We start from the raw sequence: 25,433 nt of genomic DNA, 5'->3' as shown, positions 1-25,433 counted from the left end.
GTCTTTTCAACAACCTGTTTTTACAAATAAAAGTCTTTTGAAAGGGAGTTCGGGGGAAGAACCTTTCTTCAATTTCCAAAAGGGGGCTCTACTCCTTTCAAAGATACCTTGCTCTAGAAGCCGAAGCCGTCGGAGCTGGGGGCAGAGGAGCCGAAGCCGAAGCTGTCGGGCACGGCAGCTTCTTCGGCAGCAGGGGCGGCGGCAGCGCCGGCGGCCGGGGCAGCCCCGCCGGTGGCCACGGTCACCACGCCGTGCTTCTTGACGTCTTCGATCATCTTCAAGAGTTCGTCCACCTTGCCAATGTATTCTTCAACCTTGGCCTGGGAGGTGACGAGCACCTTTTCGCCTTCGCCCTTGGCGGCGGCTTCGAAGGCCTCGGCCTTGCCCTTGTAGAAGGCCATGGACTTGGCGGTTTCATCCAGCTTGGCGGAGGCTTCGGTCAAGGAGACTTCCAGGGCGGAGACCTTGGTGGTCAGCTCGTCCTTGGCCTTCATCATGCCTTCCATGCGAGCGAAGAGGGCGTCCACTTCGTTCTTGGCCAGGGGGGGCAGCTGGGTCACGGAGACGTTGTCGCCCATGGCCACCACTTCGCCACCCTTCATGCGGGCCAGCTCGGGATGCTGTTCGTAGATGTAGGCCCGGCACAGGGCGCTGGCCACGGGCACGCCGCAGTCGCAGATTTCGCGGCCGGTCATGAACGAGAGCAGTTCCTTGACCGTGGCGGCCTGGGCTTCCTGCTCCACACCCTTCAACAGCGCCGCAAAGGCAGCCATGGGGAAAATTTTACGAGCTTCGGACATTGGAAAACTCCTCCTTAAAATCAAATACTTACACGTGGAAGGTCCTGTCCGCCACAGCAGGCATGGGCAGCCGGCCGGCGACGCGGGTGTAGACCAGAGCGGCAGTGCGATAGACCAGATGCCCCAGCTTGGACCAAGGCAGGTACGCAATGAGCATGAACACGGCAATCAGGTGCAGGTAGTACACAAAGTACGCCAGCGAGGCCCAGTTGACCCAGCGCAGCAGCTGGCTGCCGATGCCCGTGACCGTGACCGCCCAGATGACGCCGAGCAGGAACCAATCGGAATAGCTGGAGGCGCTCTTGGCCTTGTCCAGATTCAGGCGGCGCTTGGTCAGGGCCACCATGCCGATGACGAGCATCACCGCGCCCACGTTGGCCAGCAGCTTCACGGGGTTGTACAGCGGCAGGGGCGTGTGGCCCATGGGCTCCAGGAAGTGCAGGAAGGGCAGGAACACCGGCCCCCAGTGCGAAACGGCAATGACACTCGTGACGATGGCCAGGGCGATGAACGCAAAGAAGGTGTAGAAGTGGCCTTTGAAGCGGGCCTGATCGGCAGGGGCATCGCCGCACTCTTTCCACTTGTTGTGGGTCACCAGTTCTTCCAGCACCACTTCCTTGGCCGCCTGCAGCCAGCCGACTTTCTGGTGGGGGCCGATGAAGACCGTCTTGGGGCCTTTGTCGAACTCTGCAAAAAGTTTGCGCACGCCCTTGTAGAAGGTGTACGCCACGAACGCGAAGGCCAGCGTGAAGATGGGGTCGATAGTGTAGTCCCCGGGGAAGAGCTTGCCGTAGACGATCTTGCCTTCAGGAATGCCGAACCCGGTCATGATCATCCAGATGAAGGCGAAGAGCAGGGCCGGAATGGCGATGAGCTTGGGCAGATGCTTGGGGGAACTCATCCACTCGCCCACGATCTTGGGGCCCACCAGCTCACGATACACCATGGTGCGGGCCGCAGCCAGCACATCCCCGGGCTTGGCGCCGCGAGGACACAAATCGGAACAGTTGCCGCAGCGGTGGCACAGCCACAAATCGATGTCAGAAAGCAGCTTGTCCTTGAGGCCCCATTGCGCCCAGACCATTTCCTTGCGCGGAAACGGCCCGTCCTGCGGCGAAATCGGGCACGCCACGCTGCATGTGGCGCACTGGTAGCAGCGTTTGACGGTGTCGCCACCCGCGGCCTGCAGGTTTTTGATGAATTCGAGGTTCGGCGCGATGCGCTGTGTCTGCGGCATGTCGCGATCTCCTTATGGTGCGTGCCAGGCTGGTCGAAATGGCAGCGGCTTGTGAAAAAAATCCTGAACGAAATCTGCGTACCAGGACTCCTCGAAAAAGCCAAGCCTTTTCCACGCCGTTGTTCCGGTCCGGTATTCGTGGGCAATGCGTCGGCCGGGCGGCATGTTGCCGAACGTCACGACCAGGACGGCCGGATTTGCCGGTGGCGAAAATTCCGTTCAACCGCTGGATCGTGAAAATTAACACAATGCCATTATCCATCTGGCACGGCACAGGAGGGGGTTTGCCTGACGGCTGGCGCATGCTATGGGGGGGCATTGGACACTCCAACGCGGAGGAACGCATGCACGAGACTCAATCCCCCATTCTTCTGGATGAATTGCAGATGCTGCGCCAGGCTGGGCTTGGCGAAAAAGTGATTGCCCACAGCGAGCGCGTGACCGCCACGGCGTTGTGGCTGGTGGACCAGCTGGGCGAGGACGTGGCCGTGGACCGTGAACGTGTGCGGCGTGGCGCAGTGTTTCACGATCTGGGCAAGGTCGAGGATGGCGGCGTGCTGCATGGCGTGGTCGGGGCGCGCCTCGGTCGGGCGCTGGGCCTGGAAGAGGACGTCTGCCGGACCATGGAAGTGCATGTGCGCGGCGGCGTGCCTGCGGAAGAAGCCGCGCGGTACGGCTTGCCGCCAGGGGACTATCGTCCTGAAACACTGGAACAACGTCTGGTGGTGCTGGCGGACAAGCTCATGGACGTGGTGGAGGCCGGCAAGGCGGCCAGTGCGGCTGAGGCCCTGGCGACCCTGGAAGGCCTGCTGCACCGCTTTCCGGATCTGGGCAAGGATGCCGCCACCACCGCGCGCATCCTGGGGTTGGCCGAGGCCTTCAGGGCTGCCCGCCGGGAGAACGAGCGGCAGCCGGGGGAACAGGCATTTTGAACAACCAGGCGGGAGAGTCGCGCTCCCCCGCCTGGTTGGGTGGAGGCGCTACACCAGCCCGGCGTTTTTCAGGGCGGCGTCGAGTTCGCGTTCGTGCTCTGGCGACAGGGGCACCATGGGCAGGCGAACCTCGAAGTTGATCTTGCCCATCTTGGTCAGGGCGGTCTTGGCGGGCACGGGATTGGTTTCGATGAACATGGCCCGGTTCAGCGGGTTGAGGAAGTAGTGGAGCTTGCGGGCTTCGCCAAAGTCGCAGCTTTGGAAGGCCGTGCACATCCGGGCCATCTGCGAGGGGCAGATGTTGGACACCACGCTGATGACGCCCACACCGCCCACGGCCAGCAGGGGCAGCACGGTGAAGTCGTCCCCGGAAAGCAGGATGAATTCCGGCCCGCAGAATTCCATCACCTCGCTCACCTGCTTCAGGTCGCCCGTGGCTTCCTTGATGCCCTTGACCTCGGGAATCTCGCGGAACATGCGCGCCACGGTTTTGGGCAGCAGATTCACGCTGGTGCGGCCGGGCACGTTGTAAACGATGAACGGCATGGACACTTCGGCGGCAATGGCCTTGAAGTGCGCCACCAGGCCTTCCTGCGTGGGTTTGTTGTAATAGGGCGTGATGAGCAGGGCGGCGTCGGCGCCGGTTTCCTTGGCGTGGCGGGTAAGCTCGATGGCTTCCTTGGTGTTGTTGGAGCCCGCGCCGGCGATGACCGGCACGCGGCCTTTGACCTGATCCACGCAAATGGAGATGACGTTACGGTGCTCTTCGTGGGAGAGCGTGGCGGATTCGCCGGTGGTGCCGCAGGGAACAAGGCCGTTGATGCCCTGTTCGATCTGCCATTCGATGAGGCGACGGTATGCCTCTTCGTCCACCTGGCCGTTCTTGAAGGGAGTGACGAGAGCCGTGAGGGCGCCGCGAATCTGCATGGTCATGCCTCCTGCCGCCGGGGACTGCAGACGGTATCAAGATAAAATATAAAATCAATGCCTAGCATCGCACGGGACGCTTTTGCAAGGGGTTCCTGGAGGGGAAATCCTTTCTAGAACAAGTTATCTTTGAAAGGAGTTCGCGGGGAAAGATCTTTCTGAAGAAAGGTTTTTCCCTCCTTCAATAGCCGGCCCCCTTTCCAAAGACTTTTTATTGTGATTCAAAGTCACTATCACAGTTTTGGAANAAAAGGTTTCCCCTCTCGCAATGTCCTTTTTCAAAATTAAAATGCCCTAACGGGGCAGGCCCAGGGCTGCCGCATCCAGCGTGCCGGCAAAGACATACGCTGCCGCGCCGGTGAGAAACACCTGTCCGCCGTCGCTGGTGATGGTCAGCACTTCCTTGCCAGTGGTGGTGACGTGCACCTCGGCATCGGCAAAGCCCAGTTGCTGGGCCACCAGAGCGCTGGCTGCCGCGCCGGTGCCGCAGGCGTAGGTTTCGTCTTCCACGCCGCGCTCATAGGTGCGCAAAAGGATGGATTTGTTGTCCACAATCTGAATGAAGTTGGCGTTGGTGCCCTTGGGCGCAAAACGTTCGTGCTGGCGCAGGGCCCGGCCCAGGGTCCTGACGTCCACGCTCCACACGTCGTCCACGATGACCACCGCATGGGGCACCCCGGTGTTGACGTGGTTGACCGTATGGGGAACGCCGTTCAGGGCCAGGGATTCCCCAAGCCAGAGATCATGGGGCGGGGTGAGCTGGACTTTCACGCGTGCGCCGGCGGGGGTTTCCTCCAGCACCTGGGCCAGGATGGGGCCGGCGTCGGTGAGGAAGCGATGCGCCGGGCCGGCCAGATCCAGCCGCACGGCCAGGGTGGCGGCGCAGCGGGAGGCATTGCCGCACATCTCGGCGCGGGAGCCGTCGGCATTGAAGAAGTGCCAGCGGTAGTCGCAGCCTGGGTCCGGGGCAGGGGATTCCAGAAAGATCAGGCCATCCGCCCCGATGCTGAAGGCACGCTGGCACAGGATGGTGGCCCAGCGCGCCATGTGTTCCTGCGGGAGTTGCAGGGTGCGGTTATCGATGAAGATGAAATCATTGCCGCAGCCATGGAGCTTGTGAAATTCGAGGAGACGGGTGGCGCCAGGCATGACGGGTGCATCCTTATGAAGCGGGGGTGGATTGCGGATGGAACAAGGCCTTGATGGTGGGATCGTCCGCCACGTGCTCTTCCAGCACGGGTGCGGCGGCCCGGATGTTCTCTTCCAGCCGCCAGCGGTCCTGCGCGCCGGGCCAGGCCAGGAGCTGGATAATGGTGACGGTGTACCCCTTGACGTTGGAGCGCGCCCACAGGGTCTTGCCGTTGTTGGCGATGAGATCCGGGCCAGGGGTGCCCGCGCCGGCCCCCAGGAGGATATCCAGACCGGGCACGCCGTTGGAAAGCAGGGTGAACTCCTGCTGGCGTCCCCAGTGGCTCATGCCGATGACCAGATCGCACTGGGCTTTCTGGGCGGCGATTTCCCGACGCACGGCATCCTGCATCTGCTCCGAGGGGGTGGACTGATGGTCGATGAGGGGAAAGTGGACCACCGCCACCTTCTTGCCGGCCACGGCATGCAGTTCCGTGAGGCAGGAGCGGGGGGAGAGCTCCCGGAACAGGTGGGGCAGCTCGCGCGGCTGGCCGGGAGCCACGTTGCGGCGCAGCCAGTCCGCCTCCTCCGGGGTGACGAAGACGCGTGTGTACCCCAGCAGCTCGTACGCCCGGAAAAAGGCCGGTACGTAGTGCTCCTTGGGGCGGATTTCCAGGTCCCGCTTGTCAAAAAATTCCTGCGCTCCCCCCAGGGTCAGGGTGGGAGAGGAAGCGGGAAGCTGCTGCTTCGCGTGGTGTATGATGGTGGCCCGCCGGGCCATCCCGCCGATTCGGTGGCCTGCTCAGGTGGGGCAGGGATCAAAGTACCCCTTGGTGTCCGCGGTGAAAAAAATGGTCAGCACCGGGGCCTTGCCGGCCGCCGATGCGGGATGTTCTTTGATTTCGGACGCTGCGCGCGCCGGCGCAAACAGACAGAACGCCAGCGCCAGGCATACGGCCAAGGCGGCTGCGGTCCGCAAGGGAGTAGGCATGGAACGACCTGCTACTTGTTGAGGAATTCCTTGAGTTCCTTGCCGGCCCGGAAGAACGGCAGGATTTTGGGGTCCACGGTCACCATTTCACCGGTTTTGGGGTTGCGCCCGGTGTAGCCGCCGTAGGTTTTGATCTTGAAGCTGCCGAATCCCCGGATTTCCACGCGATCGCCTTCGCTGAGGGAATCTTTGATGGAGTCGATGAAGGTGCCCACCACCACGGTAGCTTCCTCAAGAGGGATGTTGTTTTCTTCGGATACTTTACGGATAAGCTCGCTCTTGTTCATCGCTGGGCTCCATGGCAGGGTGGCGCGTCCCCCCGAACGCTGGTGTGCAAAATAATTGACGCAGGAACTATGGAGTATTTTACCTCTATCGTCAAGGAATTCCTATTCGTTTTCCTGGATGCCAAGCCCTGTGGCATCCGGGGACGTTTTGTGGATATTTTTATGCGGCTGCGTCAGGGGGCGCAGGGCTTGTTCCTGTGCCAGCTCGGGCAGCCGGGCCTCGCGCAGTTTGGCCAGTTTGACGGCCACGGCCATGATGTCCCGCGCTGCATCGGACGTGGGGGAGAGCTTCATCAGGGGCGACTGCTTGCGCACGGCGTCGGGCACGTGCTTGTCCAGGGCGATGCCGCCGAGATACGTCACCGAAAAGCCGAGGAACCGTTCGCACGTGGCGTTGAGTCGGTGGAAGGCCTCCCGTTCTTCGGCGGGGGATTCGGCCATGTTCACCACCACATGAAACTCACGCAGGCCGTGCTGGGTGGCCAGGACCTTGATGAGGGCGTAGCTGTCTGTCAGCGAGGTGGGTTCCGGCGTCACCACCACCACGCGCACGTGGCTCATGGCGGCGAAGGAAAGCACCGTGGGGGAGATGCCGGCGCCGAGGTCCATGAAGGCGAAATCGTACCGGGAGAACAGCGGCCGCAGGCGTTCGAAGAGGTGGTCCCGGGCGTCGTCGTCCAGTTCCAGGAGTTCGGGCACCCCTGAGGCGGCGGGCAGCAGGTCGAAGCCGCGTGCCAGGGGCAGGACGATTTCCTGCAGGGGCATGTCTTCGTCCACCAGATCCTGGATGGTTTTTTCCGGGGCAATGCCCAGGAGCACATCCAGATTGGCCAGGCCGATGTCGCAGTCCATGAGCAACAGGGGATGGCCGGCCTTGAACAGACAATAGGAAAGATTCAGGGCGATGTTGGTCTTGCCCACGCCGCCCTTGCCGGAAAGGATGGCGATGGAGAGGGTTTTGTTGGGGAGCGTCATGCGTCCTCCGGGAAAAAGAGGCCATCGTCGTCGTCGAGCATGCCTTTGCCGCTGGCATTGGAGAGCAGGAAGCGCTTTTCGTTGGACTGTACCAGGGTAGAGCGCACCATGGTCTCCTCATCCATGGTCAGGCAGGCTTCCACGCAGGCCTTGCCCGCATGTTTGGCCCTGTACAGGGCCTGATCCGCCAGGGAGATGAACTCGGTCGGGCGCACCCGACTGGCGCCGCGGGTGATGGCCAGCCCTGCGGAAAAGCTGCAGCGGAAAGGCGGGAGATCCTGCCCTTCGGGGCTGCAGTGGATGTCTTGTTCGGAAAACGTCTCCAGCAGCCGTTGCACCATGGCCCTGGCACGCCGCATGCCGGCGCCGGGCAGGATGAGGGAGAATTCCTCCCCGCCGGTGCGGGCGGCCACATCGTAGCCGCGTTTGCCGGCAGTGAGCACCCGGGCCAGGGTCTGCAGGGCCATGTCGCCGCAGGGATGCCCGTATGTGTCGTTGACGCGTTTGAAGTTGTCCAGATCGATGATGGCCAGGGCCAGCCGGGAATGCTGGCGCTGGGCGCGGTTGAGTTCCTGGGAGAGGATGCGGTCGAAGGCCCGACGGTTGTGCAGGCCGGTGAGGGGATCATGCTCCGTCTGCCAGGCCAGTTCCTCCAGCCGGGACTGCAGGTGATGCAGAAACGGCAGCGTATCCCCGGCCAGGGGCAGGGCGATCCAGTCTTTCAGGCCGGCCAGCTCGGGACGTTCGAGCATGGTTTTCCAGTCGTCCAGGGTCAGGGAAGGCACCAGCCGGGCGATGACCAGCCCCTCGCCGTCGGTTTCGTGCTCCGGCATGCCCTGGGCCTGCAGCATCCTGGCCAGCGTGTGCAGCTCGCCGGCCAGGGTGGCATGGTGCAGGGGATGATCAGGCGAGGGCGCGTTCATGTGTCCACAGCAGGTAGTCACGAAGCATGGGATCAAGCCGGCCATCCAGCACGGCTTCCACATCCCCCATTTCGCAATTGGAGCGGTGATCTTTCACCAGACGGTACGGCTGCAAGGTGTAGGTACGGATTTGGCTGCCAAAGCCGATGGCATCCTTGCTGGCGTATTCGTTCCGCTTCTCTTCTTCGCGGCGCTTGAGTTCGCGTTCGTAGAGACGGGCTTTCAGCACTTTGATGGCCGCCTCCTTGTTGCGCAGCTGCGATTTTTCGTTCTGGCACTGCACCACCATATTGGTGGGCAGGTGTGTTACCCGCACGGCAGAGCTGGTGGTGTTCACGCTCTGCCCGCCGGGGCCCGAGGCGCGGAACACGTCGATGCGCAGGTCTTCTTCCTTCAGATCGATGACGATCTCGTCGTTCACGTCAGGATAGACAGACACCGAGGCAAAAGAGGTGTGCCGCCTGCCGGAACTGTCGAAGGGGGAAATGCGGATGAGGCGATGGATGCCCGTCTCGCCCTTGAGCAGGCCGTAGGCGTTGGTGCCCTTGAGTTCCAGGGTGGCGCCCTTGAGGCCGGCTTCTTCACCTTCCTGATAGTCCAGCAGACTCACCTGCATATCGTGGCGCTCTGCCCAGCGGCGATACATGCGCAGCAGCATTTCCGCCCAGTCCTGGGCCTCGGTGCCACCGGCGCCGGAGTGGATTTCCAGAATGACATCGCACTTGTCCACAGGATTGGACAGCAGGAGATCCATTTCCACTTCCTGCAGTGTGGTGGCCAGCACGTCCAGCTGGGCGGCCAGCTGTTCCAGCACGTCCTGTGTTTCTTCGGCCGCAGCAAATTCCAGCCACTGGTCCAGCTCGGCCCGGGCTGTCTGGAGGGCTTCCCAGCGGGCCGCCTGCTCGCCTTTTTGCCGCTTTTCCTGCAGCAGCGGCGTCATGAGCTCGGGAGTGTTCCAGGCGTCCGGTCTGGCGAGTTCGTCTTCGATGGTCTGCAGGCGGGCCTTGGCTGCCTCCAGGTCAAAGACGCCTCCAGAGGGAGTCGAACTGAGTCTGCAAGGGCGCAGCCTGGATCTTCAAATCGGACAATTGCAACATGGCGTCTTTCGATGTGGGGTGAGGGTGGAAAAACGGCCGCGGGCATCAGCTGTAGCGGGGCGTCTTGGACGGGACCCGGCTGGGAGCGATGCGCGACCACAGGTAGCAGACAATACTCAATACGGCCATGCCCGGCAAGATGACATAATGCCAGACATGGTACCGGGTATGCGAGGTCATGAGATCCGTCTCCATGGCGAAGACGGCGGTCTCGAACAGCCGCGTGGGACTGCGGACCACACCCGTGGGCATGATGACGGCGCTGATGCCCGTATTCGTGGCGCGCACCACACTGCGCCGTTGCTCCACGGCGCGCAACACCGCCAGGTGCAGGTGCTGGGTGGGGGCGGCGGTCTTGCCGAACCAGGCGTCGTTGGACAGGTTCACCAGCACGTTGGCGCCTTCGGCCACACGCTTTTGCGCCAGCTCGGGGAAGATGGTTTCGTAGCAGATGAGCACCCCCATGGAGAGGTGCCCCAGTTGCAACGGGGCCACCAGCTGGCCGGGGGCGAAATCGCCCGGGCCTTCCACCAGCTTCTTCAAAAAGCTGAAGTGCTTTCCAAAGGGAATATATTCCCCAAAGGGCACCAGATGTTCTTTTTCATAATAGGACTGGATGGCTCCGTCCTTGCCCAGGAGATAGGCGCGGTTGTAAAAGCGGTACTGGCTGGACTGCGGGTCGCGGTCATACCCTGGCGCGCCCAGCAGCACGGGCACACCCAGATCCGCCGCCAGGGACCGAACCTGCTGGGACGGTTCCCCGGGTTCCTGGAAGTAGAACGGCATGGAGGTTTCCGGCCACAGGATCACCTTGGGTGGGGCGGAGGCATGCTGGGTGGCCAGGGACCGGGACAGGGACACGTAGCGGTCGATGGTCTCTTGCTGGTAGGCCTCGTTCCATTTGACGCTCTGGTCCACATTGCCTTGCACCACTGCCACAATGGCCGTGCCATCGCTGGTTTGCGGTTCCTGCAGCACGGCCACGCCGTGCAGGAACAATCCGGCCATCAGCAGCAGGCCCAGCAGGGCCCCCGGCAGGGCCGAGGCTCCCAGCGCATGCTTGATCCAGCGCCCGTGCGCCCAACTGGCCGCAGCCATGGCCAGCACGCCGGCCAGACCCCAGCTGCCCACGGTGGAAAGTCCCTGGATGAGCAGCGGCCATGGCGCAAAGGCCGCCGGCAACACCAGCCAGGGGAAGCCCGTCAGGGCGTATCCCTTGGCTGCCTCCAGCAGGCCCCAGACCGTGCCCGCGAACAGCGCCGCAGGCAGCAGCGGCAGCCGGCGCGCCACATGCCGGCAGGCCATGGAGAACACCCCGCTGAAAAAGCCGAGCGTCATGCCCAGCAACACGGCGCACGGCGCAGCCAGGGCCCAGGGGATATAGGCGAAATCGTGCACCGGCACAGCCACCCAGTACAGGGATGCCGACGCGCCGAGCCCGCCGGCCACCCAGCCCCGGCGCATGGCCTGTCCCGGGGACTGCGCGCTCAGGCCCAGCAGATACAGGCCGCCGGGCACCAGCAGCGCGAGGGCGGGGAGTTGCCAAAAAGGGTTGGCGAAGCCGAAAAAGCTCCCCAGGATGACCAGCAAGGTGTGATAAATCATGGATCAGGGTGCAGACCGGTTAATCGTTGCGCTGTCGTGGGGAGTCGGCAAGCCTGGGGAGGGACAGGATGGCGGCGGCGCCATCGTCCGGGGAAAGTATGGTGGTGCGCACCTGTTTGGCATCGGCTTCCTTCACTTCAAATCGCCATCCTTGCACGTGAAACACCTCGCCTTGCCGGGGCACGCGGCCGGCAAGCTCGCTCAGGTAGCCGCCCACGGTTTCCACCTGTTCGGACTCCAGCTCCAGGCCGGCATCCCGGGCCAGGTCTTCCAGCATGGTGCGGCCGGACACCAGATAGCGTCGGTCGCCCAGGGGCTGTACGTCTTCCGGGCGCGGGGCGTCGTATTCGTCCTCAATCTCGCCGACGATCTCTTCCAGCAGATCTTCCAGCGTGACCAGACCGGAGGTGCCGGCGTACTCGTCCAGGGCAATGGCCAGATGCACTTTGCGGGAGCGGAATTCCTGGATGAGTTCCTTGACGTTCTTGGTTTCCGGCACGAAAAAGGGTTCGCGCATGAATTCCTGGAGTGTTGGAGGCGGTTCGGCACAGAGCCCGTCGGCCTCGTCGGACAGCACCTTGAGCAGGTCCTTGGCATAGAGGATGCCTACGATGTTGTCCCGGTTCTCCTTGTAAATGGGGATGCGGGAATGCCCCGAGGCGACGATTTTCTGCATCACTTCACTCAGGGTGTCGTCGATCTCGGCGCAGACGATGTCTGTGCGCGGGATCATGATGTCGAACACCTGCTTGCGGCCGAGCCGCAGCACGTTGAGCAACATGACCATTTCGTCGGCTTTCAGTTCGCCTTCCTGGGCAGCCTCTTCGATGCGTTTCTCGATGGTGTGCCCGTTCTTGGCGCCGAACAGGCGGCTCAGAAAGGGCCAAAGCCCGCTCTCCTCGTCCAACTTCAAGCTCCTGGTTGGGGTGGGACCAGCTGCGAACGCGTGAAAGCACCCGGGCTCCCACCGGCCCAACGCGGTGGGGGGAGATCGGCAAGGCACGGCGTGCGAGGCTGGTCAAAACGGGATGCATGCGGCATGGGGGTAGCGCAATCATGCCCTGGGGCATGGGGTTCGGTCGGCGTGTGCTTCTGCTGCATACATAGAGGCAGAATGCACGCAAGGCAACACCTTGTTGGCGAAAATCCCGGACTATTGCTCCAATCCTTTTTCCCGGTACAGTTCCAGGTGTCGGCGCATGACCCAGACGGCCAGGCTTTCCACGCCGTCTTCGCCCACGGCATGCCAGGCGAGCTCGTAGGGGACTTCATCCAGCATGGGCCGGCCGAAGGCGATGATTTGCAGGCCGATTTCCAGGTCGCGGGTGCTGAAGTCCTCGTGGATGTTCTGCAGGCGGCAGCGCAGCCAGAACCGCTTTTTGCGCTCGGTTTCCGGCTCATACAAATCCAGCAGGATCAGCATCCTGCCGCCAAGCTGCGGCGCCAGGCGGGCCTGCCGGGCAGCCTCGTGCCGGATGGACAGGCGCAGGCCGGAGGCGGAAATGTTGGAAATCATCACCGGGCTGCGGGACTTGTCCGGCGCGAACACCAGCGCCGGGCGGCCCCAGGTCTTGATGTTGGGCGGTGGAAAAACGCCGGCATCCAGGCTGTCCAGCCAGAGGGCCAGCCCGAGAAAGTACTGACTTGGTGGATCGATGCGCAGGAAAGACCGCTTCTGCTCCAGCCGCATGACGGCAGGCAGGGCCAGATCCAGCTGGGCCGTGCGGTTGCCGCGGCTGTTCACGCCCAGCACGGTGGATTCAAACGTATAAAACAGGATATGCCCCTTGGGCGTGAGGTGGCGGAAAAAGCACTCCACCTGCCGGCCCATCCAGTCCGGCCGCACCTCCACGAAGGAGGGCGGATCCAGGGTCAGGGCGGTGGCAGTCATGTCCAGCAAGGCGCAGGGCATGGTTTTGCGGGAGGAATCCGCCGGCAGAAATCTCAGATCCAGCCGGCTGCGCTCCTGGATGGCCCGGTCCAGCACGGTCCGGATTTCCTGGGGCCTGATGATCAGTCCCACTGGAGCCGCCCGACCACGCAGCCGGCGGCGGATGAAGTTGAACAGTCCCACACCCACCGCCAGGATGGCCACTACGCCGAGCACTCCCAGGAAAAACGGCAGCGCCTCGATGAAGCGGTCCAGACTCGTGAAGAAGGAATTCTGCACGGTCTCCAGGAAGTTGCGGTCAAAACTGGCAGCAAGGGGCCTGAGCATGGATGTTCCAGTGGGGGTCAACATGGCGTGGCGGCCCATGGAAGCGGGCGGCGCTGCCGGTGCATGAGTCGGTTGATTCTGCCCTGTTGCAACTCACCATGCAAGGGGACTGCCCTTACAAATTTTCACCTCCGCCGCCGGCGCGTTCCAGTTTTTTCAGGTGCACTTCCAGACAGGCGATGGCCGCGGGCGTGACGCCGGAGATGCGCGCCGCCTGACCCAGGGTGTGCGGCCGGGCCGCGGCGAGTTTTTCCGTCACCTCGCGGGAAAGGCCGGGGATGCCGTGGTAGACCAGATCCGCCGGCAGCACGGTGTGTTCCATGCCTTTGGACTGGGCCGCCAGCTGGGCTTGGCGTTTGAGATAGCCTTCGTACTTGCAGATGGTTTCCGCCTCCTGCACGGCGTCTGGCTGCTGGCGCAGGCAGTCTGCAATGTGGGGCCACAACGGGGCGCAATCCGCCAGATGCAGGTCGGGCTGGCGCACCAGCTCGGCCAGGGAGACGGCCTTGGCCGGCACGTGCGCGCCCATGGTCCGGAGCACGTCGCGGGTGGCGGCGTCCGGCCGCACCTGCACCCCGGCCAGTCCCTCCAGCAGCTCCTGGACCATGGCGGATTTTTTGGAAAATGCCGCCCAGCGCGCATCGTCCACCAGCCCCAGATCCCGGCCCAGGGGCGTGAGCCGGGCGTCGGCGTTGGCCTCCCGCAGCAGCAGGCGGTGCTCGGCCCGGGAAGTGAACATGCGGTAGGGCTCGGTGGTGCCCTGGGTGGTCAGATCGTCCACCAGCACGGCCATGTAGGCCTGATCGCGCCCGGGGAGAAAGGCCGGCCGGCCGGCGAGGCTGCAGGCGATGTTCAACGCCGCCCACAGACCCTGGGCCGCGGCTTCCTCATAGCCGGAGGTGCCGTTGAGCTGCCCGGCGGTCCACAGGCCGGGCACGGCCTTGACCTCCAGTGTGGGCCGGCACTGGGTGGGAAAGACGAAATCGTACTCGATGGCGTAGCCCGGCCGCATGATCACGGCCCGCTCCAGGCCCGGCACCGTGGCGAGCAGCTTCTGCTGCACGTCCAGGGGCAGGCTGGTGGGGATGCCGTTGGGGTAGACTTCCGGGGACTCCAGGCCCTCGGGCTCCACGAAAATCTGATGGCGACCCTTGTCCGGAAAGCGGGCCACCTTGTCTTCGATGGACGGGCAGTAGCGCGCCCCCCGGCCCTGGATGACGCCGGTGAACATGGGCGAGCGGTCGAAGCCTTCCCGGATGGCGGCGTGGGTGGCCTCGTTGGTCCAGGTCATGTAACAGGGGACCTGGGGCAGGGGCACGCCGGCGGACATGAAGCTGAACGGCTGCGGCGGATCATCCCCCGGCTGGGGCTCCATTTTGCTGAAGTCGCAGGAATCCTTGAGCAGGCGGGGGGTGGTGCCGGTCTTGAGCCGGCCCAGCTCCAGGCCCAGGCCGCGCAGGCAGGCGGAAAGTCCCGCTGCCGGGGCATCCCCCAGCCGGCCGCCGGGAAAATTGGTCAACCCCACGTGGATGGTGCCCTGCAGAAAGGTGCCGGTGGTCAGCAGCACGGCCCGGGACGCAAACGTCTGGCCATACGCCGTGCGCACGCCGGCAATGCGGCCGGCCTCCATCAACAGCCCTTCGGCCATGTCCTGCACGGTCCACAGCCGATCCTGCTGAAAGATGGACCGCTTGACCGCGCGCATGTAGGCCTCGCGGTCTATCTGGGCCCGGGTGGCCCGCACGGCCGGGCCCTTGCTGGTATTCAGGATGCGGAACTGGATGCCTGCAGCGTCGGCCCAGTGGCCCATCATGCCGCCCAGGGCATCGATTTCCTTGACCATGTGCCCCTTGGCCAGGCCGCCGATGGCCGGATTGCACGACAGATGCCCGATGCGGTCGAGGTTGCTCGTCAGCAGCAGGGTGTCCAGCCCCAGTCGGGCCGCGGCCATGGCTGCCTCGCAGCCGGCATGGCCTGCACCGACGACGATGACGTCGAACCGGGGAGGGAACGCGCGCAATGAAACGACCATGGGGAGGAGACCCCGGCAGGGGATCAGGCGGTGTGGGTCAGGACGTGGGCCATGACCTTGGCATCTCCCAGCTGGGAGGAGATGCAGGAAGACTCGTTGGGCTGATGCGCATTGTGCACGCAGGTGGACCACACGGCGCACGGATACCCGCGACGGCGCAAAAACGAGGCCACGGTGCCGCCGCCGATGCCCGTGGGCACAGCCTGGGTGCCGTACACGGCGCGGATGCCTTCCGTGAGGCGGACGACGATTTCGCTGTCCGGGCTGGTGGGCGGGGCGGCGTCGGTGCGCTGCACGATGTCGATGGAGATCTGCACCTCGCGGGTCTGCTCCACCACGTCGGCCATGGCCCGGATGCTGGCGAGCACCTCTTCCGGCGGATACGAGGGCAGCACCCGGCAGTCCAGATAGAACACGTCGTACCCGGGCACGGTGTTCACATTGGGGACGTTCTCTTCCTTGCGGGTGGGCTCGAACGTGGAGTGGGCCGGATTGAACAGCGGATCTTCATCTGGAAACTGTGTGCGCAGTTCCTGCAGGCGCATGATCAGGTCCGCGCAGGCCACCAGGGTGTTGCGGCCCTGATGCGGCGTGGAGGCGTGGCACTGCCTGCCCACCACGGTGAGCTTGAGCCAGAGGATGCACTTTTCCGCCACTTCCAGCATGGTGGACTCGGCATTGCCAAAGTCCGGCGCCAGGAAGAGGTCCTCGGGGTGGAAGAGGTCCGGCCGGGTCTTGAGCACGTATTCCAGGCCGTACTGGCTGCCCGTCTCCTCGTCCGCCACCAGGATGATGCCGAAGTTCACCGGAGGGGTGACCTTGCTGTCCAGCAGCGCCTTGGCGAGCATGAGGGAGGAGACGATGCCCTGATGATTATCCTCCACGCCGCGGCCGGTCATCACATCGCCGTCCACATGCAGGGTGAAGGGATCAGTCTTCCAGAGGGAAAGATCGCCGGCGGGGACCACGTCCGTGTGGGAGATGACCCAGAAGGTCTTGTCCGTACGCTGGCCGGGCAGCATGGCCACCAGATTGGGCCGCAGTCCGGAGGCCACGCGGGCATCCGGCGCGTCCACGCGCAGCACCTCGGCAAAGCCCAGGTGCCTGAGGTAGTCCGTCAGAAAGAGCGCCTTGTCCAACTCGCCCTGGCCGCCATTGTCCGGCCCGAGAGCCGGAATGGCGACCAGCGACTGCTGCAACGAGACCACGGCCGGGCCGTAGCCTTCCAGCCGGGACAACAATTCTTGAAGCATGGACATGCAGGCGCTCCCCGATGGTGCGAACTACCGGCCGCGGGCGGCGCGCTTGGAGGCCTTGAGGGGGTTGATCTTGACCTTGCCGCTCTTGTCCACGGTGGCCTTGACGTGCGTGGCAAAGTTGCACGCGCCAAGACGCCACTTGGAGGCAGGCAGCGGGTAGCTGATGCAGATGCTCACGCCCTCGACGGCTTTGGAACGCTCGCAGCCTTCGCATTTGTCGATGATGGGCTCCATGAGCACGCCGTTCAGGAACACGCCTTCATCGGTTTTGATGGCGTTGGACAGGGCGGTGGTGGCAGCAGCCATGGGGATCTCCTTGGAGAAGCTTAAATCTCAAAAAAAAGGATACATGGTCCAGAACAGGGGAAATGTCAAGCAGAAATACTGTCCAGACGCGAGCGCGCCCAGCCCAGGGCGTCGCGCAGTTCCCGGCGCAGGCCGTCGTAATCCACGGTGGGGAAGCAGCCGCGCTCGTACACGGTGTGCCCGTCCACCATGGTCAGCTCCACGCCTGCGCCCTGGCAGGCGTACACCAGGTGGGAGACGACATTGGTGCACGGGGTATGGCGAGGCAGGTCCAGGGAAACGGCAGTCAGATCCGCCGGGCCGCCTTCGGCCAGTCGTCCCAGGTCCTGCCAGCCCAGGGCCCGGGCGGCATGCACGGTGGCCATGTCCAGCGCGGCCTGGGCCGGCAGGGCGGTGGAATCGCCCTCGCGTACCTTGGCCATCAGGGCGGCCGTGCCCATCTCCTGGAACATGTTCAATGAATTTGAGCTGGCGGGGCCGTCCGTGCCCAGGGCCACGCGCACGCCGGCTTCCAGACAGGCGGCGATGGGCGCCAGGCCCGAGGCCAGCTTGGCGTTGGAGCGCGGGCAGTGCACCAGGGAGGCGCCGGCACGGGCCAGGGTGTGCAGTTCCGCCTCGGCCAGCACCACGCCGTGCACCAGCACGCTGCGCGGGGAGAGGCAGCCCAGGCGGTCCAGCAACGCCACGGGCCGCATGCCGTACATGGCCTGGCTGTGTTCCAGCTCGGCATCGTCCTCGGTGCAATGGATGCACCAGGGCAGGTCATAGGCCTCGGCCAGTTGGAAGGAGCGGCGCAGGATGGCTTCCGAGGTGGTGTAGACGGTATGCGGGGCCACGGCAAACCGGATGCGTGGGTGCCCGGCGTAGTCGGCCAGCAGATTGGCGATGCGCGCGTAGGCTTCCTCGGGCGTCTGGTAGCTGCGGGTGGGGACGTTGAGGATGCCTTCTGCCAGCACGGCCTTGAGGCCGAAGGCCTCCACCGCCTCGGCTGTGGCTTCCTGAAAAATATACATGTCCTGAAAGCAGGTGGTGCCCAGGGCGGCCATTTCGCAGCAAGCCAGCTGGGAGCCAAGGTGGACCAGCTCGTTGGTGAGGCCTGCTTCCAGGGGCCAGATGCGTTTGGTCAGCCACTCCATGAGGGGCATGTCATCCCCCAGGCCGCGAAAGAGCGTCATGGGGGAGTGGGTGTGCGCGTTGACGAGCCCCGGCAGGACGACGCAGTGCCGCAGATTCAGCCGTCTGGCGCAGCGCAACTCGGCAGCGTCTTCCAGGGGCAGGATTTTCTGGATGAGGCCGCCGTGGATGATCAGGGCCTGATTGGCGAGCACGCGGCGTCGGTCGTCCTGGGTTGCCAGCAGACCGGCTTCTACCACCATGTCACAGGGCATGTGCAGGGGCCAGGCGGCGGAGGAATTGACGGCGTTCATGCGGCGGCTCCGGGCCGGGCGTCGGCGGCGAACCGGCAGTCTTGCATCTCCCGGCGCAGGGCGTCCAGGTCGATGCGGGTGTGGCGGTTGTTTTCGTACAGGATTTCGCCGGCCACCATGGTCAGCGTCACCTCACCGCCGTGCATGCTGTACACGGCGTGGGAGATGGGATCGGCCATGGGCTGCAGGTGGGGCAGGGAGCCGTCCACCACGGCCAGGTCTGCCGGCCCGTCCACCACCAGCCTGCCCAGCTCGGGCCAGCGCAGGGCATCGGCGGCGTTGCAGGTGGCCATGTCCAGCACGGTCTGGGCGGGCAGGGTGTCCGCCTGCTTGCGCGTGCCCTTGTGCAGCAGGGCGCAGGCGCTCATTTCGGCAAACAGGTTCAATTGATTGTTGCTGCCAGACCCGTCCGTGCCCAGGCCCACGGGCACGCCGGCGGCCAGCAGCTCCGGCACAGGCGCCACGCCGGAGGCGAGCTTCATGTTGCTGCGCGGATTGTGGATGACGGCCGCGCCGCGCGCGGCCAACAGCTCGATTTCCCGAGGCAGCAGATCCACGCCGTGGGCCAGGACGGTGCGCGGTCCCAGCAGGCCCAGGGCGTCCAGATGCTCCAGGGGCCGGCGGCCGTGCTGGGAGAGGCTCTGGGCAGTCTCGGCCGGGGATTCGGCGGCATGGATGCAGAGGGGGCATTTCCACAGATCGCTCAGGGCGGCGGCGTGGGTGAGCATGGCGGCGGTGGTGGTGTACACGCTGTGCGGGGCCACGCAAATGCGGCGGCGTTCGTCGTGCTGCAACTGTTCCCGCAAGGCGTGGGATCGCTCCAGGGCGGCCTTCACCGTGGGGGAGGCCGGGGTGGGGAATCCGAAAATCACCTCGCCCACCATGGCCCGCATGCCCGCCGTGTGGGCGGCCCGGGCCACGGCGTCGGCCCAGAAGTGCATGTCTGCAAAACAGGTGATGCCGGCAGCCAGCATCTCGGCGCAGGAGAGCAGCGCGCCCAGCTCCACAGTGCGCGGCGTGTGGCGCTGCTCTGCGGGGAAGATGTGCCGCTGCAGCCAGTCCATGAGGGGCAGATCGTCGGCCAGGCCGCGAAACCAGCTCATGGCGGCGTGGGTGTGGCCGTTGATGAATCCGGGAAAGATCACGCCTTCGGGGAAATCCAGACGGCGTCCGGCAATCCAGTCCTGTTCCAGCTCGTGCCGTGCGCCCAGGGCAGCCACGCGGCCATCCTGCACGGCGATGCCGGCATCGGCATGCACGGTGCGGGTGGTGTTCTGGGTGACAAGATGTCCAGCAAAAAGAAGGAGATCACAATGGCGAGGAGAATGATGCATGCAACCCTCAAACAGATGATGAACGGCAGGATTCCTACGCCACCCGCGGCGTTTTGACAAGTCGGGCCGGTTTCAGTACAGAAGCGACGCGAGTGCAGCATACAGGGCCGAACTGCATCGCGGATTCGCACCATCAATCCTCTACTGGAGGCGGCGACATGAATCTGCGCGACTACATCCGCGACATTCCGGATTTCCCCAAACAGGGCATCCTGTTCTTCGACATCACGCCGCTCATGGCGGATCCCAAGGCCTTCCGCCACACCATAGATACCATGGCCGACCGCTTTCGCAGCGTTGGCGCCACCAAGATCATGGCCGCAGAGGCCCGCGGCTTCATCTTTGGCGCGCCCCTGGCCTATACCATGGGCATCGGTTTCGTGCCAGTGCGCAAGCCTGGAAAACTTCCGTATAAAACCCGCAGTGTTAGCTACGAACTGGAATATGGCACAGATACCCTCTCCATGCACGAGGATGCCATCGCCCCCGGGGAGAAAGTGCTGCTCATCGATGATCTGCTCGCCACCGGCGGCACGGCCGGCGGACTGGTGCAGCTGGCCCGGGAAGCCAGGGCCGAGGTGGTCGGCATGGGCTTTCTGGTGGAACTGTCCTTCCTGGACGGTCCCGGGAAGATGCAGTCCATCGGCATCAGCTACGATGCCTTGCTGAGCCTGTAACAGCAAGACTCGCGCATGCGCCCTGTACGCCCGGTTGTTTTCGCAGCCGGGCGTTTTTGTTGCGGACTACATATTGGCGGCAATGAGGGCCATGACGAACAGCGGCGCCAGCAGCGTCTCCAGAAACAGGCAGAGCTGGTGCGCGGCCACCACGTCGGCGGGGCGGTCGCATGGCAGGGCCGTCACGCGGACGGGCACGTCGCGCCAGTAGGAAACCCGAACACTGGGCAGCAGCCGAAAGGAGAGGCCAGCCCGCTGATACAGATACAGCCGGGCCAGGAAGTCCAGGCAGCCCACGCAGGCCGTGTACGCAAAGTACACGTCAAACACGCTGATCATACACCACAAACACCTCCGCCGGAACATGGCCCGCGCTGGCAGCCTGCTGCGGTATCAGCACGCCACGGCGGCGTCAAGCTGCAGTGGCCTGCCGTGCACAGTTCCTGCTTGACGCTGGCTGCCGCCTTGGGCAGGCTCCAGGCACCTTTTTCATTCAACCCATGAACATTGCAGGGGCACGACCATGCCAGTCATCGGCATCATCGGCGGCAGCGGCCTGGACAATCCGGACATTCTGGACAACCCGAAAGATCTTTTTGTCTCCACGCCATACGGCTCTCCCACCTCACCGGTCAAAAGCGGCACCATCGCCGGCACGCAGGTGTTCCTGGTGGCCCGCCATGGCCGCGACCACATCACCCCGCCCACGTTCGTCAACTTCCGGGCCAAAATCCACGCCCTCAAGGAGCTGGGCTGCACGGCCATCCTGGCTACCACGGCCGTGGGATCCCTGCGCCAGGAAATCAAGCGGGGCGATCTGGTGGTGCTGGATCAGTTCATCGATTTCACGCGCCGCCGCCCTGTTTCCTTCTACGAAAAGTTTGAACCGCATAGCCCGGCGCATACGCCAATGGCAGAACCATTTGATGCAGCGTTGCGTGATCGGCTGATCAAATCATGTGAAAAAAATAATTATCCGCATCATTCTGCGGGCACCGTGGTGACCATCGAAGGGCCTCGGTTTTCTACTCGCGCGGAATCAAACATGTTTCGCATGTGGGGCGCCGATGTGATCAATATGAGCACCGCGCCGGAATGCATTCTCGCGGCTGAAGCGGGAATCCCCTATGCGGCGGTGGCCATGAGCACGGATTATGATTGCTGGAAGACAGATGAACCGCCTGTCACCTGGGATGAAATCCTGCACACATTCAAGCAAAATGTGGAAAAAGTCACAGGGGTGCTGCAGGATGTGATTGCAGGTTTGTGACATGCTCGTTACAGTACGCCCCAGGGTTGCAGCGGCATGAGTGCTTATTCATGTGTATTTTGTAACAAGCGGGGTTGCTGTGAGGAAACGAGTGAGGGTTCTCCCTGGACTTCTACGTGTTGTGCGTATTTGGTCCTTGAGCCGAGGGGGTGAGTCATGCGCCTGACGTTGATGCAGAAACTCGGCGGGCTGGTGGTGATTCTGGTGGTGGTCCTGGTGCTCGTTATCGAGATCGCCTCGGTACGCATCATGACCGAGCAACTGGAGCAGGACTATGCCAAGGATGTGGAGCGCAAGTCGCACTTCGGCACCTTCTACCTGCAAAGCATCCAGGACAAATGCATCAACATTGCCAAAAGCCTGGCCACGGATACGGAAATGGTCAGGGCCATTGCCGGGGGTGATGCGGCCACGGCCCGGGAGATGGCTGTGCGGACCATGAAGGCCATGGACATGCATGTGATGGCCATCACCGACGTCAGCGGCCGCGTGCTGGCGCGAGGGCATGCCGAGCGCACCGGTGACAGCATCGCCAGCCAGGCCATTGTGGGCAATGCCCTGCGCGGCAAGGCCACATCGGGCTTCGAAGCTGGCAGCGCCTCGGGCTATTCCATGCGCGCCGCGGCGCCGGTGTTGCAGAATGGCAAGGTCATTGGCGTGGTGACGTGCGGGTTTGAACTCTCCGGCAACGAAAAACTGGTGGATAGCATCAAGGACCTCTTTTTGTCCGAGGCCACCATCTTTGCCGGCGACACCCGCGTGGCCACCACCATCATGCGCGACGGCAAGCGGGCCGTCGGCACGAAGATGGACAATCCCGAAGTGCTCAGGACCGTGCTGGACCGGCAGCAGCCCTTCAAGGCCAACAACGTCATCCTCGGGCAGGATTATGCCACGGTGTACCTGCCTCTGCTGGATGCCGTCGGCAAGCCCAGCGGCATGTTCTTCCTGGGCATGCCGCGCACCTCCATTGCCGCGGCGCAGGATGCCCTGCGCAACCGGCTCTTCATTGTCGGGGTTATCGCTGGTGTGGCGGTGCTGGGGTTGGGGTTGGGCATGGCCTATTCCCTGCGCAAGCCCATCGTCAAATCCACAGCCTATGCCGTGGCCGTGGCCCAGGGCAACCTGGAGCTGACGCTGGATGTGCGCAGCAGGGACGAGGTCGGCGTGCTGGCCGACTCCCTGCGGAGCATGGTGACCGCCCTCAAGGAGCGCATCCAGGAGGCCCAGGCCATGCACGCCGAGGCCGCCAGAGAGGCGGAACGCGCCCGCAAGGCCATGCTGGAGGCCGACGAAGCCAATATCCGCGCCGCCGAGGCCGCCCGAGATGGCGTGCTGGATGCTGCCCGCCGCATCGAAGGTGTGGTGGCCTCCGTGAGCACCGCTGCTGACGAGTTGGCGTCCATGGTGGAGCAGATTGCCCGCGGCACGTCCATTCAGAAGGAACGCATCCAGGAAACCGCCACCGCCATGGAACAGATGAACGCCACGGTGGTGGAGGTGGCCCGCAACGCCTCGGATGCCTCCCGCCTGGCGCACAACGCCACCGACGCTGCCCGCCAGGGGCAGGGGGTGGTCGCGGAATCCAGCAAGGCCATCCTCGGGGTGGACGAGTCGGCAAAAGACGTGGGCGAGCAGTTGTCTTCCCTGGGCAAGCTGGCAGACGGCATCGGGCAGATCATCACCGTCATCCAGGACATTGCGGACCAGACCAACCTGCTGGCCCTGAACGCTGCCATTGAGGCGGCCCGGGCCGGGGATGCCGGCCGGGGGTTTGCCGTGGTGGCCGATGAGGTGCGCAAGCTGGCGGAAAAGACCATGACCGCCACGCGCGAGGTGGGCGGCAGCATCACCGCCATTCAGGACGCCACCCGCAAGGCCCTGGCTGCCATGCAACTGGCCTCCGGCCGGGTGCAAAGCGCGGCCTCCCTGGCCGGGCAGTCCGGGCAGGTGTTGCAGCAGATCGTGGAACAGGTGACGGAAAGCAGCGGCCAGGCTCAGGCCATTGCCGCCGCAGCCCAGGAACAGGGCGCCGCCAGCGAGCAGATCCGCCGGGCCATCGAAGAGGTGAACCAAATCTCCGATGAATCGGCCAAGGCCATGGGACGCGCCGCAGACAGCGTCCGTAATCTGGCTGCCCAGGCCAAAAACCTGGACACGGTAGTGGAGCAGATGAAGGCTCCATAATGAAATCGTGATAGCGAGACGTCTCGCTTCGCCGCCATGGTACCCCGACTGCCATGGCGGCGATTTTTTTTGTGGTGACAAAATTGTCATGTCAATTTTTTAACATAGTGAAATTACGGACTTTGTCATTTTACAAGATTGTATTTTTTCAGACTCGTATTGACAGGGAAATTTCTTTGAGAGTACGAACTTTTCCCCACGCAAGAAACCGGGCCGCAGCAGGCAACCGGATGCCCTGCGCCTTCGGATGCTCTGCGTGCAATGAAACACGCATTTGAGGAGGGCGGCCTTGCTGTTCAAGCCCATCAGCCAATCGTTCCATGACTTCCTTGTCGAACGGGACAAGGAAAAGTGCATCAACTGTGAAGTCTGCGTTCGGCAGTGTCCCTATGATGTGTATTATTGGGATGATGCCCGCCAGCAGGTGATGCACGATTCCAGCAAATGCATCGGCTGCCACCGCTGCGAGGCCCTGTGCCCCACAGCCTGCATCACCGTGCGCCTCAACCCGGCCGAGTTCCGCCCCAACAGTCTTTGGACAGGAACGTACATCAAGAACCTGTTCAAGCAGGCGGATACCGGCGGCGTGCTGCTTTCCGGCTGCGGCTGTCCCCAGGACAAGCCCATCTACTGGGACAAGCTCCAGCTGGACGCCAGCCAGGTGACCAACCCCTCCATCGACCCGCTGCGCGAGCCCATGGAGACCCGCACGTTCCTCGGCTCCAAGCCGGACATGCTGGAGTTTGAAGAAACCCCCGAAGGCCCATGCCTCAAGGGGAAACTCGCGCCGCAGCTGACGCTGGAGTTTCCCATCATGTTCGGCGCCATGAGCTTCGGGGCCATCAACTTCAACCTGCACAAGGCCATGGCCCTGGCCGCCACGGAAACCGGCATTTACTACAATACCGGGGAAGGCGGCCTGCATCAGACGCTGTACAAATACGGCAAGAACACCATCGTGCAGGTGGCGTCCGGCCGGTTTGGCGTGCATCGGGATTATCTGAATGCCGGTGCGGCCATCGAAATCAAGGTGGGGCAGGGCGCCAAGCCGGGTATCGGCGGGCACCTGCCGGGCGAGAAGATCGACGAGGAAGTCTCCAAGACGCGCATGGTCCCCCTGGGGTCCGACGCCATCTCCCCGGCGCCGCATCATGACATCTACTCCATCGAGGATCTGCTCCAGCTCATTTATGCCCTCAAGGAAGCCACGGAATACACCAAGCCGGTGTCCGTGAAGATTGCCGCCGTGCACAACGCCGCGGCCATCGCCTCGGGCATTGTGCGGGCCGGGGCGGATATCGTGGTCATCGACGGCTTCCGCGGCGGCACCGGCGCGGCGCCCACCATGATCCGCGACAACGTGGGCCTGCCCATCGAGCTGTGTCTGGCTGCGGTGGACCGCCGCCTGCGTGACGACGGCATCCGCAACCGGGCCTCCCTGGTGGCGTCCGGCGGCATCCGCTGCTCGGCGGACGTGGTCAAGGCCATCGCCCTGGGCGCGGACGCTGTGTACATCGGCTCTGCGGCGCTCATCGCTGTGGGCTGCACCATGTGCGGCCGCTGCTACACCGGCAAGTGCCCCTGGGGTATCGCCACCAACGAAGCCCGGCTTAAGAAACGCCAGAACCCGGACGTGGCAGCCAAGCGCCTGGCCAATCTCGTCAAGGCCTGGGGCCATGAGATCCAGGAAATGCTGGGCGGCATGGGGCTCAACTCCATCGAAAGCCTGCGCGGCAATACGGACAAGCTGCGCGGCATCGGGCTCAACCAGATTGAGCTGGACACCCTGGGCGTGAAGGCCGCCGGCCAGTAAGGAGCGCA

General features: G+C 63.8%; 23 protein-coding genes. 5 read left to right on the top strand and 18 right to left on the bottom strand.

Translation table 11 applies throughout. From position 1 onward, the window contains the following. Positions 1 to 113 precede the first annotated feature (113 nt). Entirely contained in the window at positions 114 to 800 is a 687-nt protein-coding gene (locus tag DGI_RS12770; protein WP_021761522.1) for a hypothetical protein, read from the bottom strand. 28 nt (positions 801 to 828) lie between these two features. Continuing rightward, complete coding sequence (gene qmoC, locus DGI_RS12765) at positions 829 to 2,037, bottom strand: quinone-interacting membrane-bound oxidoreductase complex subunit QmoC (RefSeq protein ID WP_021761521.1); 1,209 nt, start codon at positions 2,035 to 2,037, stop codon at positions 829 to 831. Positions 2,038 to 2,381: 344 nt separating this feature from the next. Here qmoC and DGI_RS12760 point away from each other — a divergent pair, with 344 nt between their 5' ends. After that, complete coding sequence (locus DGI_RS12760; RefSeq protein WP_081696756.1) at positions 2,382 to 2,969, top strand: HD domain-containing protein; 588 nt, start codon at positions 2,382 to 2,384, stop codon at positions 2,967 to 2,969. Positions 2,970 to 3,017: 48 nt separating this feature from the next. Here DGI_RS12760 and dapA read toward each other — a convergent pair whose 3' ends face one another. From dapA to DGI_RS12685, 15 genes are all read right to left on the bottom strand, one after another. After that, complete coding sequence (gene dapA, locus DGI_RS12755; protein WP_021761519.1) at positions 3,018 to 3,896, bottom strand: 4-hydroxy-tetrahydrodipicolinate synthase; 879 nt, start codon at positions 3,894 to 3,896, stop codon at positions 3,018 to 3,020. Between the two features lie 294 nt (positions 3,897 to 4,190). After that, a complete protein-coding gene (gene dapF, locus DGI_RS12750; protein WP_021761518.1) occupies positions 4,191 to 5,045 on the bottom strand; it encodes a diaminopimelate epimerase in 855 nt (284 codons plus the stop codon). A 13-nt stretch (positions 5,046 to 5,058) separates the two neighbouring features. Continuing rightward, the gene (locus DGI_RS17405) at positions 5,059 to 6,015 is read right to left on the bottom strand and encodes a UshA-like (seleno)protein family 2 (RefSeq protein ID WP_420705172.1); all 957 of its coding nucleotides are present in this window, start codon (positions 6,013 to 6,015) and stop codon (positions 5,059 to 5,061) included. Positions 6,016 to 6,026: 11 nt separating this feature from the next. Then, positions 6,027 to 6,302, bottom strand: coding sequence for an HU family DNA-binding protein (locus DGI_RS12740; protein ID WP_021761515.1), 276 nt, complete (start codon positions 6,300 to 6,302; stop codon positions 6,027 to 6,029). A 102-nt stretch (positions 6,303 to 6,404) separates the two neighbouring features. Next, entirely contained in the window at positions 6,405 to 7,277 is an 873-nt protein-coding gene (locus DGI_RS12735; RefSeq protein WP_021761514.1) for a MinD/ParA family protein, read from the bottom strand. After that, positions 7,274 to 8,200, bottom strand: a complete 927-nt coding sequence (locus DGI_RS12730) for a GGDEF domain-containing protein (RefSeq protein WP_051286317.1) — start codon at positions 8,198 to 8,200, stop codon at positions 7,274 to 7,276. The genes DGI_RS12735 and DGI_RS12730 overlap by 4 nt, the downstream gene beginning before the upstream one ends. After that, a protein-coding gene (prfB, locus tag DGI_RS12725) for a peptide chain release factor 2 (protein WP_193787663.1) occupies positions 8,181 to 9,297 on the bottom strand; the annotation gives its coding sequence in 2 pieces (ribosomal slippage) (positions 8,181 to 9,221 and positions 9,223 to 9,297; 1,116 coding nt in all). Before prfB ends, DGI_RS12730 begins: the two co-directional genes overlap by 20 nt. Positions 9,298 to 9,342: 45 nt before the next feature. After that, complete coding sequence (lnt, locus tag DGI_RS12720; protein ID WP_021761511.1) at positions 9,343 to 10,902, bottom strand: apolipoprotein N-acyltransferase; 1,560 nt, start codon at positions 10,900 to 10,902, stop codon at positions 9,343 to 9,345. A 19-nt stretch (positions 10,903 to 10,921) separates the two neighbouring features. Beyond that, the gene (locus tag DGI_RS12715; protein ID WP_021761510.1) at positions 10,922 to 11,809 is read right to left on the bottom strand and encodes a hemolysin family protein; all 888 of its coding nucleotides are present in this window, start codon (positions 11,807 to 11,809) and stop codon (positions 10,922 to 10,924) included. A gap of 246 nt (positions 11,810 to 12,055) precedes the next feature. Further along, complete coding sequence (locus DGI_RS12710; RefSeq protein ID WP_027192902.1) at positions 12,056 to 13,120, bottom strand: PilZ domain-containing protein; 1,065 nt, start codon at positions 13,118 to 13,120, stop codon at positions 12,056 to 12,058. Positions 13,121 to 13,235: 115 nt separating this feature from the next. Continuing rightward, complete coding sequence (gene mnmG, locus DGI_RS12705; RefSeq protein ID WP_021761508.1) at positions 13,236 to 15,152, bottom strand: tRNA uridine-5-carboxymethylaminomethyl(34) synthesis enzyme MnmG; 1,917 nt, start codon at positions 15,150 to 15,152, stop codon at positions 13,236 to 13,238. Between the two features lie 23 nt (positions 15,153 to 15,175). Then, the gene (locus DGI_RS12700; RefSeq protein ID WP_021761507.1) at positions 15,176 to 16,405 is read right to left on the bottom strand and encodes a M20 family metallo-hydrolase; all 1,230 of its coding nucleotides are present in this window, start codon (positions 16,403 to 16,405) and stop codon (positions 15,176 to 15,178) included. A gap of 30 nt (positions 16,406 to 16,435) precedes the next feature. Further along, positions 16,436 to 16,717 (bottom strand): PxxKW family cysteine-rich protein, encoded by a 282-nt coding sequence (locus DGI_RS12695; protein ID WP_021761506.1) that lies wholly within the window; start codon positions 16,715 to 16,717, stop codon positions 16,436 to 16,438. A 65-nt stretch (positions 16,718 to 16,782) separates the two neighbouring features. Further along, the gene (locus DGI_RS12690; RefSeq protein ID WP_051286313.1) at positions 16,783 to 18,144 is read right to left on the bottom strand and encodes an amidohydrolase; all 1,362 of its coding nucleotides are present in this window, start codon (positions 18,142 to 18,144) and stop codon (positions 16,783 to 16,785) included. Next, positions 18,141 to 19,478, bottom strand: a complete 1,338-nt coding sequence (locus DGI_RS12685; RefSeq protein WP_021761504.1) for an amidohydrolase family protein — start codon at positions 19,476 to 19,478, stop codon at positions 18,141 to 18,143. The genes DGI_RS12690 and DGI_RS12685 overlap by 4 nt, the downstream gene beginning before the upstream one ends. Before the next feature lie 158 nt (positions 19,479 to 19,636). Here DGI_RS12685 and DGI_RS12680 point away from each other — a divergent pair, with 158 nt between their 5' ends. Further along, the gene (locus tag DGI_RS12680) at positions 19,637 to 20,155 is read left to right on the top strand and encodes an adenine phosphoribosyltransferase (protein ID WP_021761502.1); all 519 of its coding nucleotides are present in this window, start codon (positions 19,637 to 19,639) and stop codon (positions 20,153 to 20,155) included. 66 nt (positions 20,156 to 20,221) lie between these two features. Here the strand turns inward: DGI_RS12680 and DGI_RS12675 are convergent, their stop codons facing one another. After that, positions 20,222 to 20,494 (bottom strand): hypothetical protein, encoded by a 273-nt coding sequence (locus DGI_RS12675; RefSeq protein ID WP_021761500.1) that lies wholly within the window; start codon positions 20,492 to 20,494, stop codon positions 20,222 to 20,224. A gap of 184 nt (positions 20,495 to 20,678) precedes the next feature. Between DGI_RS12675 and mtnP the strand changes: the two genes are divergently transcribed. From mtnP to DGI_RS12660, 3 genes are all read left to right on the top strand, one after another. Beyond that, on the top strand, positions 20,679 to 21,425 hold the full coding sequence (gene mtnP, locus DGI_RS12670; protein ID WP_021761498.1) for an S-methyl-5'-thioadenosine phosphorylase: 747 nt from the start codon (positions 20,679 to 20,681) through the stop codon (positions 21,423 to 21,425). Positions 21,426 to 21,581: 156 nt separating this feature from the next. Continuing rightward, positions 21,582 to 23,612: a methyl-accepting chemotaxis protein gene (locus tag DGI_RS12665; RefSeq protein WP_021761497.1), complete on the top strand. Its 2,031-nt coding sequence runs from the start codon at positions 21,582 to 21,584 to the stop codon at positions 23,610 to 23,612. Positions 23,613 to 23,901: 289 nt separating this feature from the next. Further along, positions 23,902 to 25,425: a glutamate synthase-related protein gene (locus DGI_RS12660; protein WP_021761495.1), complete on the top strand. Its 1,524-nt coding sequence runs from the start codon at positions 23,902 to 23,904 to the stop codon at positions 25,423 to 25,425. Positions 25,426 to 25,433 lie beyond the last annotated feature (8 nt).

The organism is Megalodesulfovibrio gigas DSM 1382 = ATCC 19364, from assembly GCF_000468495.1.
Taxonomy (GTDB): Bacteria; Desulfobacterota; Desulfovibrionia; order Desulfovibrionales; family Desulfovibrionaceae; genus Megalodesulfovibrio; species Megalodesulfovibrio gigas.
Note: the sequence above shows the minus strand (reverse complement) of the source record. Positions and strands in the feature narration are given on the sequence as shown.

Bases quoted from the DNA above. Each gene is read 5' to 3' on its own strand.
- DGI_RS12770 (WP_021761522.1), bottom strand. From the start codon at position 800: ATGTCCGAAGCTCGTAAAATTTTCCCCATGGCTGCCTTTGCGGCGCTG.
- qmoC (WP_021761521.1), bottom strand. From the start codon at position 2,037: ATGCCGCAGACACAGCGCATCGCGCCGAACCTCGAATTCATCAAAAAC.
- DGI_RS12760 (WP_081696756.1), top strand. From the start codon at position 2,382: ATGCACGAGACTCAATCCCCCATTCTTCTGGATGAATTGCAGATGCTG.
- dapA (WP_021761519.1), bottom strand. From the start codon at position 3,896: ATGCAGATTCGCGGCGCCCTCACGGCTCTCGTCACTCCCTTCAAGAAC.
- dapF (WP_021761518.1), bottom strand. From the start codon at position 5,045: ATGCCTGGCGCCACCCGTCTCCTCGAATTTCACAAGCTCCATGGCTGC.
- DGI_RS12740 (WP_021761515.1), bottom strand. From the start codon at position 6,302: ATGAACAAGAGCGAGCTTATCCGTAAAGTATCCGAAGAAAACAACATC.
- DGI_RS12735 (WP_021761514.1), bottom strand. From the start codon at position 7,277: ATGACGCTCCCCAACAAAACCCTCTCCATCGCCATCCTTTCCGGCAAG.
- DGI_RS12730 (WP_051286317.1), bottom strand. From the start codon at position 8,200: ATGAACGCGCCCTCGCCTGATCATCCCCTGCACCATGCCACCCTGGCC.
- lnt (WP_021761511.1), bottom strand. From the start codon at position 10,902: ATGATTTATCACACCTTGCTGGTCATCCTGGGGAGCTTTTTCGGCTTC.
- DGI_RS12710 (WP_027192902.1), bottom strand. From the start codon at position 13,120: ATGCTCAGGCCCCTTGCTGCCAGTTTTGACCGCAACTTCCTGGAGACC.
- mnmG (WP_021761508.1), bottom strand. From the start codon at position 15,152: ATGGTCGTTTCATTGCGCGCGTTCCCTCCCCGGTTCGACGTCATCGTC.
- DGI_RS12700 (WP_021761507.1), bottom strand. From the start codon at position 16,405: ATGCTTCAAGAATTGTTGTCCCGGCTGGAAGGCTACGGCCCGGCCGTG.
- DGI_RS12695 (WP_021761506.1), bottom strand. From the start codon at position 16,717: ATGGCTGCTGCCACCACCGCCCTGTCCAACGCCATCAAAACCGATGAA.
- DGI_RS12690 (WP_051286313.1), bottom strand. From the start codon at position 18,144: ATGAACGCCGTCAATTCCTCCGCCGCCTGGCCCCTGCACATGCCCTGT.
- DGI_RS12685 (WP_021761504.1), bottom strand. From the start codon at position 19,478: ATGCATCATTCTCCTCGCCATTGTGATCTCCTTCTTTTTGCTGGACAT.
- DGI_RS12680 (WP_021761502.1), top strand. From the start codon at position 19,637: ATGAATCTGCGCGACTACATCCGCGACATTCCGGATTTCCCCAAACAG.
- DGI_RS12675 (WP_021761500.1), bottom strand. From the start codon at position 20,494: ATGATCAGCGTGTTTGACGTGTACTTTGCGTACACGGCCTGCGTGGGC.
- mtnP (WP_021761498.1), top strand. From the start codon at position 20,679: ATGCCAGTCATCGGCATCATCGGCGGCAGCGGCCTGGACAATCCGGAC.
- DGI_RS12665 (WP_021761497.1), top strand. From the start codon at position 21,582: ATGCGCCTGACGTTGATGCAGAAACTCGGCGGGCTGGTGGTGATTCTG.